At 35.7% G+C, this 13,415-nt stretch carries 11 protein-coding genes and 1 other RNA gene; 8 read left to right on the top strand and 4 right to left on the bottom strand.

Going from position 1 to position 13,415, the window contains the following annotated elements; genetic code table 11:
• Nucleotides 1–325: 325 nt before the first annotated feature.
• From secG to ssrA, 5 genes are all read left to right on the top strand, one after another.
• Entirely contained in the window at nt 326–553 is a 228-nt protein-coding gene (gene secG, locus BMZ04_RS11295) for a preprotein translocase subunit SecG (RefSeq protein ID WP_093270073.1), read from the top strand.
• Nucleotides 554–648: 95 nt separating this feature from the next.
• Nucleotides 649–1,395 carry an alpha/beta hydrolase gene (locus tag BMZ04_RS11290; RefSeq protein WP_093270070.1) on the top strand — a complete coding sequence of 249 codons (747 nt, stop codon included), beginning with the start codon at nt 649–651 and terminating at the stop codon, nt 1,393–1,395.
• A 42-nt stretch (nt 1,396–1,437) separates the two neighbouring features.
• Entirely contained in the window at nt 1,438–3,744 is a 2,307-nt protein-coding gene (gene rnr, locus BMZ04_RS11285) for a ribonuclease R (protein ID WP_093270066.1), read from the top strand.
• A 45-nt stretch (nt 3,745–3,789) separates the two neighbouring features.
• Nucleotides 3,790–4,257, top strand: a complete 468-nt coding sequence (gene smpB, locus BMZ04_RS11280; protein WP_093270063.1) for an SsrA-binding protein SmpB — start codon at nt 3,790–3,792, stop codon at nt 4,255–4,257.
• A gap of 95 nt (nt 4,258–4,352) precedes the next feature.
• Nucleotides 4,353–4,706: a transfer-messenger RNA gene (gene ssrA / locus BMZ04_RS11275) on the top strand.
• 133 nt (nt 4,707–4,839) lie between these two features.
• Here the strand turns inward: ssrA and BMZ04_RS11270 are convergent.
• From BMZ04_RS11270 to BMZ04_RS11260, 3 genes are all read right to left on the bottom strand, one after another.
• On the bottom strand, nt 4,840–6,012 hold the full coding sequence (locus BMZ04_RS11270; protein ID WP_093270060.1) for a site-specific integrase: 1,173 nt from the start codon (nt 6,010–6,012) through the stop codon (nt 4,840–4,842).
• 103 nt (nt 6,013–6,115) lie between these two features.
• Entirely contained in the window at nt 6,116–6,370 is a 255-nt protein-coding gene (locus BMZ04_RS11265) for a MerR family transcriptional regulator (RefSeq protein ID WP_093270054.1), read from the bottom strand.
• Nucleotides 6,371–6,593: 223 nt separating this feature from the next.
• Nucleotides 6,594–7,928 carry an SIR2 family protein gene (locus tag BMZ04_RS11260; protein ID WP_177184418.1) on the bottom strand — a complete coding sequence of 445 codons (1,335 nt, stop codon included), beginning with the start codon at nt 7,926–7,928 and terminating at the stop codon, nt 6,594–6,596.
• A 677-nt stretch (nt 7,929–8,605) separates the two neighbouring features.
• Here BMZ04_RS11260 and BMZ04_RS11255 point away from each other — a divergent pair.
• Nucleotides 8,606–11,542: a hypothetical protein gene (locus tag BMZ04_RS11255; RefSeq protein WP_093270044.1), complete on the top strand. Its 2,937-nt coding sequence runs from the start codon at nt 8,606–8,608 to the stop codon at nt 11,540–11,542.
• A gap of 471 nt (nt 11,543–12,013) precedes the next feature.
• Nucleotides 12,014–12,406, top strand: a complete 393-nt coding sequence (locus tag BMZ04_RS11250; RefSeq protein ID WP_093270039.1) for a hypothetical protein — start codon at nt 12,014–12,016, stop codon at nt 12,404–12,406.
• A gap of 175 nt (nt 12,407–12,581) precedes the next feature.
• Here BMZ04_RS11250 and BMZ04_RS11245 read toward each other — a convergent pair whose 3' ends face one another.
• On the bottom strand, nt 12,582–12,923 hold the full coding sequence (locus tag BMZ04_RS11245) for a helix-turn-helix domain-containing protein (RefSeq protein ID WP_093270034.1): 342 nt from the start codon (nt 12,921–12,923) through the stop codon (nt 12,582–12,584).
• Between the two features lie 152 nt (nt 12,924–13,075).
• Here BMZ04_RS11245 and BMZ04_RS11240 point away from each other — a divergent pair, with 152 nt between their 5' ends.
• Entirely contained in the window at nt 13,076–13,405 is a 330-nt protein-coding gene (locus BMZ04_RS11240; protein WP_093270030.1) for a transposase, read from the top strand.
• Nucleotides 13,406–13,415 lie beyond the last annotated feature (10 nt).

Raw genomic sequence — 13,415 nt, 5'->3', positions numbered from 1 at the left:
GCCGCCTTCCACTACAATCAGGTAAATGTTTTCTACTGATAAGAGAGTATATTACCAAAAATATAAGCATTTATGTGTATAGAGCAGTATTAGAGCACCTGAAATCGTATACTCAAGGGAGCTCTAGCTTTTCTTGTGTGAGAGATAGTTTAGTTTAAAATCGTGGGCTTAGTTGTAAATCCCGACACCATTGTGTTGTAATAATGAACGAATTAGTTGTAAAGTCATCTATCTGACCAGGTTATTTTTCTGAAAGAGTTGTAACTTCGCACACTTTTTGGTAAAATTATTTATGTTGTGAACGTTTTATCAGGAGGTGGAATAAATGCATACGTTACTTATGATTTTACTTGTCATTGTATCGCTCGCATTAATCGTTGTTGTATTGTTACAATCGGGGAAAAGTGCTGGTCTTTCAGGAGCCATCTCTGGTGGAGCTGAACAACTTTTTGGAAAACAAAAAGCCCGAGGCATGGACCTTGTGTTACATAGAATCACGATTGTACTTGCAGTGTTATTTTTTATCTTGACGATTGCTGTAACAAAGTTTTAATAATTAATTCTAACCGAACCGCCTGACCGACATCTGATTGGTTAGGCGTTTTCTTTTACATACATATTTGTGGTAGTTGATTGGAGGTATTTTATATGAAGATTACAACACCAAAGCCATTTTTCTTTGAAGCTGGAAAACGTGCAGTGCTATTGCTGCATGGTTTTACGGGTAATTCATCGGACGTTCGAATGCTTGGACGTTTCTTAGAGAAAAACGGATACACATCACTTGCGCCGCACTATAAAGGGCATGGCGTTCCACCGGAGGAACTGCTTGAAACCGGACCAAAAGATTGGTGGAAAGATGTCATGCGTGGGTACGACCGTTTAAAAGCGGAAGGCTATGAAGAAATTGCCGTTGCAGGACTTTCACTCGGAGGCGTATTTTCATTGAAATTGGGGTATACAGTACCTGTGAAGGGAATTGTCACGATGTGCTCTCCGATGACGATGAAAACAACAGACGTTATGTTTGAAGGAGTAATAAAATACGCCAAAGAATATAAGAAGTATGAAGGAAAAACAGAAGAACAAATAGAAGAAGAAGTAGAAGCTATTCGCGAAACCCCAATGGAGACATTGGCGGAACTAAGAGAGTTTGTCTATAATGTTCGGGATCATGTCGACCATATATACGCGCCACTACTTGTCACACAAGGCAAGAAAGATACGGTAATTGATATGAACTCGGCAAATACAATTTTTGAAACAGCAGAATCATTAGAGAAAAAACTCAATTGGTATGAAAACTCAGGACATGTGATTACGTTAGGTCCTGAAAAAGAACAATTGCACGAAGATATATTAAACTTTTTAGAGTCGCTTGATTGGAATGTGTAAAACAGACCAAATGTGCACACGCTGAAAAAGGAGGGATGTAACATGGAAAATATGAAAGAAAAATTATTAGAACTAATGCAAGATGAAGAATATAAACCATTAACAACAAAAGAGCTAGAGGAACATTTTGGATTAGTGGATGCAGATGATTTCAAAGAATTAGTGAAAACACTTGTTCAAATGGAAGAAGCAGGACTCATTGTCCGCTCTAGATCCAATCGTTATGGTACCCCGGCTCGTATGAACTTAGTCGTTGGGAAATTTATCGGGCATGCAAAAGGATTTGGTTTTGTTGCACCAGAAGAGGGTGGAACGGATGATATATTTATTCCACCGACTGAAGTGAATGGAGCTGTGAACGGAGACACAGTACTTGTTCGTGTGTCCCGTGAATCACATGGTGACCGAAGTGAAGGTTCGATTATTAAAATTACACAAAGAGGGACAACTCAAGTTGTTGGAACATTCCAAGACAACAGAGGTTTTGGTTTTGTTATTCCGGACGATAAAAAAGTACCGATGGACGTATTTATTGCCAAAGGGGACACATTGGGTGCCATTGAAGGTCATAAAGTAGTCGTGGAAATTACAGAGTGGCCGAATGAAAGAAAATCCGCAACTGGGATGGTTACGAAAATTCTTGGGCATAAAAATGATCCAGGTGTCGATATTCTATCCATTATTTATAAGCATGGGATTACGATCGACTTCCCACAAGAAGTGATTAACCAAGCGGAATCAGTTCCAGATGCAATTGATGAACAAGATTTAGACAATCGCAGAGATTTACGCGATGAAGTTATCGTAACAATTGACGGAGCAGATGCAAAAGACTTGGATGATGCGGTTACTGTAACGAAACTACCGGATGGTACCTATAAACTAGGCGTGCATATTGCGGACGTTAGTCATTATGTAACAGAAGGTTCTCCACTGGATCGTGAAGCATATGATCGCGGAACGAGTGTGTATTTAGCAGACCGTGTTATTCCGATGATTCCACATCGTCTATCAAATGGGATTTGTTCATTGAACCCACAAGTGGACCGTTTAACATTATCTTGTGAAATGATTATTAATGGGTCCGGTACGGTGACATCTCATGAAATTTTCCAAAGTGTTATTCGCACAACAGAGCGCATGACCTATTCTGATGTGTATAAGATTTTAGAAGAAAAAGATGCAGCGTTAATCGAACGTTATGAACCATTAGTGCCAATGTTTGAACTGATGGGAGAACTTGCAGCGATCTTAAGAGAAAAACGCCAAGAACGTGGTGCGATCGACTTTGACTTCCCAGAAGCAAAAATTATCGTAGATGAAGACGGTTGGCCAACGGATATTGCTACTCGCGAACGTACAGTTGCAGAACGTCTGATTGAAGAATTTATGCTAGTTGCCAATGAAACAGTAGCCGAGCATTTTAAATGGATGGATGTTCCGTTTATTTATCGTATTCATGAAGATCCAAAACCGGAAAAACTTCAACGCTTTTTTGCATTCTTAACGAATTTTGGACTTGTTGTAAAAGGGACTGGCAATGAAGTGCATCCAAAGGCATTACAAGAAATTATTGAAAATATTGAAGGTATGCCGGAAGAACCAGTCATTTCTACGATGCTTTTACGCTCTCTTCAACAGGCTAAATATTATTCCGAATGCTTAGGTCACTTTGGTTTATCAACTGAATTTTATACGCATTTTACTTCTCCAATTCGACGATATCCCGATTTAATCGTTCATCGATTAATCCGAACATATTTAGTAAATGGAGACGTAAGCTCAGCAACGATCAATCATTGGGGAGCAATCATCGAGGACATCGCCGAGCATACATCGAAACGTGAACGTCGTGCAGTAGATGCAGAACGTGATACGGATGCGCTGAAAAAAGCTCAATATATGTCCGATAAAATTGGTGAAGAATTCGAAGGTATTATTAGCTCTGTTACAAACTTTGGTATATTCGTCGAGCTGCCGAATACAATTGAAGGTCTAGTGCATGTGACGAATATGACCGACGATTATTATCGTTTCGATGATCGACAAATGATGATGATTGGAGAACGAGGAGGTAAGCAATTCCGAATTGGGGATGAAGTAACCGTTCGTGTATCCGAAGTAAAACCAGAAGAATCCGCGATTGACTTTGAAATCGTAGGGATGAAAAAAGCATTCCACCGAACAAGAAAAGAAGCACCAAAAGTAATTCATGCACAGAAAAAAGAAGGCGCAGGAAGAAGAAGTTCATCTCAACCAGCTGCTAAAAAAGAAACAAAACAGAAACAGAAATTTTACGAATCCGTTGCGAAAAAATCACAACGTCGTAAACGACCAAAGAAAAAATAACAGGAGCGATTTATCGCTCCTCGTAAGCTTTAAGAGGTGAATGAGATGGCAAAGAAGCATGATGATAAAGTGCTTGCACAGAACAAAAAAGCAGGCCATGATTACTTTATCGAAGAAACAATTGAAGCAGGAATTGTATTGCAAGGGACAGAGATTAAATCCATCCGTAACGGAAAAGTACAATTGAAAGATGCATTCGTTCGCATTCGTAACAATGAAGCTTGGATTTCCAATATGCATATTAGTCCATATGAGCAAGGAAATCGCTTCAACCATGACCCATTACGATCTAGAAAACTACTTTTACATAAAAAGCAGATCAGTACATTAATCGGAGAAACAAAACGAGAAGGCTTTACGATTGTTCCGTTAAAAATGTATGTGAAAAATGGCTATGCGAAAGTATTAATCGGCGTCGGAAAAGGGAAGAAAGACTACGACAAACGAGACGTCTTAAAGCAAAAAGAAGCGAAGCGCGATATCGAAAGAGCGTTCAAAGAGCGCAATCAGTAAGACACTATCCATTATTGGTAGAATGTATCACTTGAAAATTGACCATTTTTGATGTATAGTTAGCTATGTAACAAAGCTTACATTATTCCATAAACGGGGACGTTATGGATTCGACAGGGATAGTCTGAGCTTGAGTTGCGCGTCGGAGGCTCGGCTCCGCAAAAACGGACTTTATAATAACAGGCAAAACAAACAACAACTTAGCATTCGCAGCGTAAGCTCGGATCTGCTTTATCTATCCATCGCCCATGTGGCTAGGTAGAGCTCAACTTTAGTGGGATACGGTTGGCAGTGCCACTTGAGCTGTCAGCAAGAGATTTCCAAGTTAGCGTACATGACGCCCGCTTGTCGGCATAGTGCTACGCGAAACCTAAATAGGCAAGATACACGCGTAGAAGCTTAAGTGTTAGAGTTTCTGGACGCGGGTTCAAATCCCGCCGTCTCCATATTAAGAAATCATATGATTTCATACAGTGTCAAAACCCTTGATATTCAAGGGTTTTTTCTTTTTGTCTATATCATCTAGTTTCAATGAGTATCAATCGAACGTAGTCAAAAACGTAGTCAAAGCGTAGTCACCCACTACATTTCAATGTAGCTGGCGAACTTCAGTATTGCTTCATCTTTTGCTTTCTGCGTAACATGCGTGTAGATATCCATAGTTGTTTTTACATCAGTGTGACCTAAACGAACTTGAACTTCTTTTAAACTAGCACCAGCTTCAAATAGTAGGGAACAATGCGTATGACGTAAACCATGTGTGGTAATCGTGGCTAACTTATACTTTGTTTGAACGTGTGTAATCCATTTACGAGTCTTAGTAGGCTGTAAGTATTCATTCTGTTCATTGCTAAATACAAGCTGTTTAGGTTGCATTGTATTGAAGCCAAGCACTAAATAATCTTGCTTTTGCTTTTTCTTCCACTCTTTTAAAACAGCCATTGTCTTGTCGTCCATTTTAATTGTACGAGCAACACCTGTTTTCGTAGATTTTCTATAAAGTTTGCTATCTTTACCTCGTGAAAGGGCTTTGTTGATGCGCAGTTCATTTGTTTTGAAGTTTAGGTCATCCCATGTAAGAGCCAGCGCTTCACCTTTACGCATTCCGCTGAAAGCGAGTAAGCGGAATAGGACATATGCTTTGTGGTTACTTTCACTCTCTAAGCATGATAGGAACTCTTTAAGCTGCTCCCGTGTGTAGAAGTTCTCTGCTTCGTATTCATCTGCTCCTATAGCCTTCTTTGAAGTGTTAGCGGGCAAATCTACTAGAGCAAACGGATTTGTTTGTATATAGCTACGCTTAATTGCAAAGTCCAGTACCTTAGCAGCATATGCTTTTACCATACGGAATTTCTTTAACTTCGATGCCCATTCATCCACATGCTTCTGACATACATCTACATGTATCTTTTCAATTTTATACGCCCCCATCGAAGGAAGAATATGATTTTTAAAGACGCCAGTTGTTTTTACAAATGTGCTTTCTTCCACAGTCTTCTCATATTGCTTTACCCAAAGGTCGTAAACTTCTTGATACGTTTCAGCACGTTCTTGTTGGTACGTACCATTTGCAACATCTAACTTAATACGAGCTAATGCTAATTCCGCTTCCTTACGTGTTTTAAAGCCACGCTTCAATGTTCGCTTCTGTTTACCGGTTAGTGGATCAACGCCTAAATAAGCTGGAAACTCGTATCGGGTCTCACCACTTTTCAGTTTATAGCTTTTGATTGGTGATACTTTTTTCTTTACCATGATAATTCCTCCTGAATCAGTTGCGGGGGCAAATGATTAAAGAGAGGATTTACCTCTAGTGATATTATAATCGAACCTAAAGGAAAATCCTCATAAATTATTGTTAATAGCTATGTTCTTCTAAAAATCGATCAATTTCTTTACGTGACACACGTTTTATTCCTTCTATTTCACACACTTGTAAACCCATTGCACGGAACTTCATAAACGTGTTATTGGCGACACCAGCATACTTGGCTCCGTCTTTCAAAGATAGCCACCCGCTATCCATAAACTGATGCTGCGTAGTTAATAATGCCTTCTGAACAGCCTTCATCACTACTTCTTCTATATTTGTATTCATTAATTCTTCATTCATTATATTGCTCCTTTTCATTTAATCCCCGCAATGTTTTAATTGCTTCTGTTGATTTATACGAGGAAGGAGCAGGGGAGTTAAATAGAAAAACACCATCTAACTATTAAATAGATAGACGGTGTTAAAGAAGATTAGTAAGAGAAGTTTTGCAAAGCCTTACTAATGTTGATAAATGCTAATTGAAATAATTAATAATTGTATTCTAGCTGTTAATATAAATCTATTATTTCGAATAATTTTTTTCATATACTTCAAGCATAGTTCTGGTAAATTCAGTATTAATAATCTCGTTATCGATTCTTACTCTTCTTAATCGAATATACCCCTTGATTCTTTTTACGAAATCTTCTAAAAGGTTATTTGTGTAATTTATCGAATCACACAGCTGCTCCTTTACCCTGCCTTGAACAATTGGTAGTTGTATGACTTCGCTTTTGATTCTTTTAATACCATTAAATAATTCTATAAATTCCTCATAAGGGAATAAAGTGGATTTTGTTAGTTCTTGGGAATTGAAATCTTCGAAAATATTATATATATGCTCATACATATTGATATCACTATTAATATTTGGATAATTACTTTCAGAATCATAATAATAATCCCCAATTTCGACATCAATATAATATTCTAATTGGTCTAGTAGATATTCAAAGTAATTTAATATGCCATGTTCTTCAATTGCTACTTCAAATTTATTCTTATTACTTGATTCTTGTGTAGCTAATGCGTGTTCTAAGAAGCTTGTTACATCGTCATAATCTTCTATACACAAAAACTCTATATTATATATATTTTTATAAATATACTTATCAATTTCATTAACATTATCTTGTTTTATTAAAGCATAGTGTGTAGGGCTATAGCCATTGAAAATAGATTTTAGCTGCTTTAAGAAAATTAGAATATCAGGGTCAGTCATACTGCATCCTATAAATATAAACGTATTTCGATGGAAAAAACTTTTTATTATTACGTCCAAGGTAGTATTTGAAAGAATATCCATATAGTCTGTTTCTGAAAGAACTAAGCTTTTTGTATCATTTATATCTCCATGAATCTTTAATATTTTTTTTCTTTGAGTCACTTTATGAATTTGTTCTAATAAATCGCTTTTTAAAGCTGTTGAAACTATTGGATTCTTACCATTTTTTATTATTGAGTTTTCAAGTAATCTATCATAGTTAGTAGTGATAAATAATGGGCTTTCAATCTGAGCTAGAATCTCATGATTTCTATTAGGTGTTAATAGTGCGTTATCGAATACTTGCATTAAATACCTAGTATAATCTTCTTTTAGTGTTCCCTGTAGATATTCTGCAACTTCAAGTAATTTATTATTCTTTAAAGAATCTTGAAGTTGGTCGATTATATTTTTATCTAACTTATGATTTTTTTCAGCAAATCTTATAAAATCTTTTAAAAGCTTTTTCCACCCAGGCAAATTTGTAGGTGCGTTACAACTTATGCCTGCGCCAATAAAAAATCCACAGCTTTTATTTACAATATCTTGGTATAGATTTTCGGGTAATAAATCATCAAATGCTTCTTTGTTCATCGCTTTACCTCTTCTTATATGTAGAATAATAGTAGTTAATAAGTTCTTGAATTTTCTCATTTATTATACAAGTAAAATACACTAGAAGATAGCTTACGTAAATTTTATAAAGTTCCCCAGCTTTATTCCAAAAACACTCAAATGAGCAATTGTATAGTATTTTACATATTAAATATATAACGAATAGCTAATTAAAGCAGTTATTAACAATCTCATTGTTAGTAGCTGCATTTTTTGTTTCTAAATAAATTACAACTTACGATTGTACAACAAAAAATAATAAGAATATTTAACTCTGCTAAAAAGCTTGCGTATAAAGCAAATGTGGAAGGAGGAAGTGTAGGCGGATTATAACCGCCTTATATTTATTATAGAAATAATTAGTAGGCTGCTTTAAAATAGTAACCTTTGAACATATGTTCATACGTTATTAGTAGCCAATCTCTTATCAAGCACATTACGAATAAAAATCCAAGGTTTATCAGGAATATTCTAATTACCCCCCCCCAGTGCCTACAAAATTGCTTGTTAAAGGGGCTTTACACGGGGGCTAAGTGATACCTACGAGAAATTTTTCGTGAAAAGTGGTGCGGATTAAAACATAGAAGCAATAAAAGAGGACATTCTCCTATTATATATATATATGAAAGTGTCCTCTTTTTACAGGAGGAATGAAATTGCAAGATTTATTAAACATAATTAATTATCTGAGATGTGGGAAAGAAACGTTTCCTACTTTAGCGTATTTTGATGATAAAGAAATGTCAAAAGAAGTACAAGATAAATTGCCTAACGCATTAAATGAGGTTCTAAATATTAATTCTATGGAACAATTATTACCTCTTTTATTAAAGCAATGTGAAAAAGAAACACGTGCATTATGCTTTTATCCAAATGGAGCAAAAAATACCCAAGATATAGAAGAGTTACAGTTTCATTTTATTGATATTGATGGGGGGAATAAGGAAGAACAACTTACAAGAATTAATTCTGCTCCGCTCCGTCCTACATTAGTTTATCGTGGGAGAGCGGGCCATAAAATACTGTATGCTATTGAAAACGATAAGTGGGATGCTTCAAATAAGGCAACATTAAATGAATCAATAATTAATTTTGAAAACATCCAAATGCAATTAATAGAGTATTTCGATGGAGACCGTAGTAAAAAGAATCCCAATGCTGCTTTTCGTTTACCATTAACGAATAATTATAAGGATTTCACTAAAAATGGCAGGGTATATAAAGAGGAGGTCGTATTATTTGAACCGAGTCATGTTTACACACAAGAACAGTTATCTGAAGCTTTTCCAGCTGTTTTTAAAAGGGTACAATACAATGAATCATTGTCATATGAAAGTTATCCAAAAGAAATACAGGAGGCTGTTGAATGCTTTATCCAATATCTAGATTCAGAAAGTTTATCTTACATAGAATATGAAGGTAAACTATCTTATCAATGCCCTATTCATAATGACAGTACCGCTTCCGCTTACATGTTTTATAATAATTTAATATGTCATTGCTCTAATGGTGACGCCGAATTAGATTGCGATATTAATAAAGGCAAACCTCTAAGTTGGGTGGCAAAGGAAAAGGGATGGACAGATCTTGAAGAACTATGTAAAAAGCTCGAATCTAAGCCAGCAGAAGAGTACGAAAATATTTCATTAAACGATATGCAATCTAATAAGTTAGTGCCGCTACAGCAAACAAATACCATCGCAAGAGGTAATGTAAAAGGTGTTTTATCAGAAGTTGTAGATACAATGACAAAGCTAAGAATAACTGTAGATGAAACAACTACTAATATCTATGCGAACATCATTAATGAATTAGATTTACAAGAAGTTGAAGGGATTACCGTTTGTCCTTTAGAACCGGGTGGCGGGAAGAGTACGATCATGGGTGCATATCTAAAATATATGTTAGAGCAGTCTATACCTGAATCAGGCACAATTATTGTGGTAGAACGTATCGAGACAGCTAAGAAATTAATGAAGGAATTAGGAACTTATACAATATTTATTGATGCAGACGGCAAAGCTATAGATGCACCATATTACGAATCATCACCAGCAGCGTTTGTAATGGAAAGTGCGTACACCTATAAAGACTGTAAACAGAAGCTAGAAAAATATCAGTATGGAGTATGTAGGGAGTGTCCATTTAAAGGAGATTGTATTGTTTATAACAAGCATCAAGAGCAGAAAAAATACCCTGTCGTAATTATGACCCATGCTAGATTAAAAATGGAAGCGGATGGATCAAGTAAATACAACACATGGCAGTGTAAGGATGGTAACGTATATGAACGAAAACGTATCATTATTGATGAAAAGCCACCCTTGGTAGACGTTATAACGATACAGAGAACAGACTTTGAACAATTTTTATTTGACGTGCGAACCATGGCATTGGATATCGGAAAGCTAGCTGTAGATGAAACAAAAGTATTAATTGATCAATTAAGGGAGCAGTTGTTAGAGGCCTCCAGTGGCAAAAAAATATTGCCTATTAATCCTGATTTTGTTTTCCCATACAGTAAAACTTGGTACAGAAAATATTCAGGTGACAACGTTAATTTGCTAAGAGACATTGAGTATCTCATTCAACAGGGGGGGCTGGTGAATCAGGATCAGCAACGGAATATAAGTATTGTAACGAATAAAATCATACAGTACGATTTTTCCAAATATCATGTGGTTATTCTAGATGGTACCGCTAAATTTGATATTGAATATCGAGCATTACAAAATCATCGAATGTTAGATATACCTTCTATTAAGACTTATGAACATTTAACTTTCTTTATCGACTCTAGTAGGTCATCTAGTAAGGGGAAGCTAATGAAGGATCATAAGGTAATAGCAGATATGGCCCGCAATATAAGCATCTTCTCTATAAATGAAAATGTATTAGTCTTATGCTTTAAAGACCTCGTCAATACCTTTAAAAGCTTATTGGAACGTGAAATAAAAGAAGGGCGAGTGTTAATTAATCACTATGGCAATGTAAAAGGCTCTAATGAGTATTCACGCTGTACAACAGTAGTATTAATTGGCACAATTCATAAAGGAGATCCATTTTATATCAACAAGTATGAAGCCTTATATATGGAAGAATTTGATACTAAAGCTGTAACCATAAAAAAAGTACGTCGTTTTAAAAACAAGGATACAGAAATCACAAAGCTAAATGATCAAATAGTAGAGACTATTCAAGATATACTGCGTATTAGCATACGTAATAATGGAGCAACAGTCCGTGCAAAAGTGTATATGCTAACAAGAGATACTGTGTTTACTAATATCCTACAAAACTATTTTATTGGGTGCGATTTAGAAGAATGGAACATGTCGGGCACTTTCCCGGAATGGTATGAGAAATTAGATGAATACTTCGGGGCTCTAAAACAAGGAGAAACAACTCAAAAAGCCACTTTAAGAGAAGTGTTGAATCTAAATGGGGAGGCGGGGAAGAAGCAGCTACAACGTTATATTAAAGGTGAATTATTTATAAAGCTATTAGGTGAACACAGTATAGCTACCGAGAATAACCGGACATATAAAAAAGTAGACAGTTTCGAAGTAGAGTCCAATCAAGCTGTAATATAATAAAGGAAGCATGTACCCCTAAATGGGATAGGATACATGCTTTTATTTGTTTAGAAATAAAATAGATATATACTATATTTACCTTAAACTTCAAAGGAATTTCATATATTATAGGGCATATCCAATAGAATTTTATTGTATATATCCTAGTGTCGTTCTCTCTGTTCTCAAAAGCCTAGAGGTGTGTTGCGATTTAGTAAATTGTAAACGCACCAACACGCAACAAGAGAGCCTCCCCGCCTAACAACAACTTCCATGCGTTTTTAGATTCAATAACCACCTAAATAGATTGTTGAACGTTCTTTCAATAGATGTGCCACTTGCTTAAATTCAAAACTAATCCCTCTTGGCTAAAATCACTCCATCTTTTGGGATTGGTAGAAAATTGGGTATTAACCATATACTATTTATGCTTTTTTATAGTGGGGGAGTATATAAAAAGCCGGAAAACTATATAGGGAGCGTGATTAGATGGATCTAGATTTTGTCCTTATGATGGAATTAGCAGAGGTTGATTTAATTCTAAAAGAGTTAGAAGAGGGGTATCGTAAGAAATATTTTCGGAAAGATGCAACTAAGCCGTGGGGCTTCAAGTGCTATTATTGCGAGAAGAAAGTGGCTAGTAATGAAGCAGATGAATTTTGGTGTGTACCGGATACCAGTTATGGTTCGAGTGGTATAGGACGCCGTCGCTTTTGTTCTAGAGACTGTTCAGATTGTTATTTTAATGAACAACGAAATGAATTGCTAGAGCAGCGTAAACGGATAATGGAAGACAGAAAACTGTTGAGAGTGTTTTACAAAGAAGCGGAGCGGGAGTTTAAAGAAATTATATCTGCTGCTAATGAATCGTATTCAACATAGTTAGAAGTATACCAAGAGAATTATGAATTTCACCTACATCTTTTCGATATCTATTCAAATTACATAGAGTCGCTCATCAGGTGGGTTAATGTCTAATGCAGAAGAATAATAAAAGCTGTGTTTACTCCAAATGCGAGTTTGCACAGCTTTTAATGCATAGATAGATAATTATTAATTAATCACTGCTCTTCCAATTTACAAGTAGTTCGAGTAACCCTAGAATTGTACGTTGATCCTTTCTTGAACTATCTTCTAGTAAAGTGATAATTTGACTAATTTCTAAACTATTTGCTTTAGGGCCAGTTTGGGTATTGCGGAATAATTCTTCTAATGTTATTCCTAGTGCATTAGTAATTTTAAGTAGGCTCTCAATCGTTGCGTTTTTCTCCCCACGTTCTAATTGACCAATGTATGTGTTATGTAAAGATGCTTGATGTGCTAACTCTTCTTGACTTAAACCACGTTCTTTACGGAAATTTCGAATTTTTTCACCTACAACCTTAACGATATCCTCCATTACCATCACCTCATACAACAACAATAGCTAGTCAATAGTTGAGTACCAACAGACTATAAATATGTTATGTGATAGAATGAATACTATTGATATAATTAATAGCGAATTATATACTATATACATAGAAGTTAATACTAGTAAGGGGCGGAACAATGAGCGTAAAATATGATAATGACTTTAAAGAGAAGGTAGCAAAAGAAGCAATATCCATAAATAATATTACAGCTACAGCAAAGAAATACGGAGTGAACTCTAATAGTGTAAGAAAGTGGAAAAATGATTTAGAAAAGAAATTAGGTGTTGGTGAAATCCAAAAGACAATTGGATTAGAGACTGAAAAAGATGTATCCCTTTTTAAACGGGAAATATTAGAATTGAAAACACGATTAGAAGTTACACTAAAAGATCTGAATGAAGCGATGACTTTAATTGGAGAAAAAGATTTGTATATTAAAAAGCTAGAGAGAAGCATAAATAAATAGTCAATTAAAG

The sequence above is a fragment of the Psychrobacillus sp. OK032 genome (genome assembly GCF_900111345.1).
Lineage (GTDB): Bacteria > Bacillota > Bacilli > Bacillales_A > Planococcaceae > Psychrobacillus.
This window is presented reverse-complemented; position numbering and strand designations above follow the sequence as displayed.

What these genes read in the sequence shown, in the direction of transcription:
- BMZ04_RS11290 (WP_093270070.1), top strand. Translation starts at nt 649, where the DNA reads ATGAAGATTACAACACCAAAGCCATTTTTCTTTGAAGCTGGAAAACGT.
- smpB (WP_093270063.1), top strand. Translation starts at nt 3,790, where the DNA reads ATGGCAAAGAAGCATGATGATAAAGTGCTTGCACAGAACAAAAAAGCA.
- BMZ04_RS11245 (WP_093270034.1), bottom strand. Translation starts at nt 12,923, where the DNA reads ATGGAGGATATCGTTAAGGTTGTAGGTGAAAAAATTCGAAATTTCCGT.
- rnr (WP_093270066.1), top strand. Translation starts at nt 1,438, where the DNA reads ATGGAAAATATGAAAGAAAAATTATTAGAACTAATGCAAGATGAAGAA.
- BMZ04_RS11265 (WP_093270054.1), bottom strand. Translation starts at nt 6,370, where the DNA reads ATGAATGAAGAATTAATGAATACAAATATAGAAGAAGTAGTGATGAAG.
- BMZ04_RS11260 (WP_177184418.1), bottom strand. Translation starts at nt 7,928, where the DNA reads ATGAACAAAGAAGCATTTGATGATTTATTACCCGAAAATCTATACCAA.
- BMZ04_RS11270 (WP_093270060.1), bottom strand. Translation starts at nt 6,012, where the DNA reads ATGGTAAAGAAAAAAGTATCACCAATCAAAAGCTATAAACTGAAAAGT.
- BMZ04_RS11240 (WP_093270030.1), top strand. Translation starts at nt 13,076, where the DNA reads ATGAGCGTAAAATATGATAATGACTTTAAAGAGAAGGTAGCAAAAGAA.
- BMZ04_RS11250 (WP_093270039.1), top strand. Translation starts at nt 12,014, where the DNA reads ATGGATCTAGATTTTGTCCTTATGATGGAATTAGCAGAGGTTGATTTA.
- secG (WP_093270073.1), top strand. Translation starts at nt 326, where the DNA reads ATGCATACGTTACTTATGATTTTACTTGTCATTGTATCGCTCGCATTA.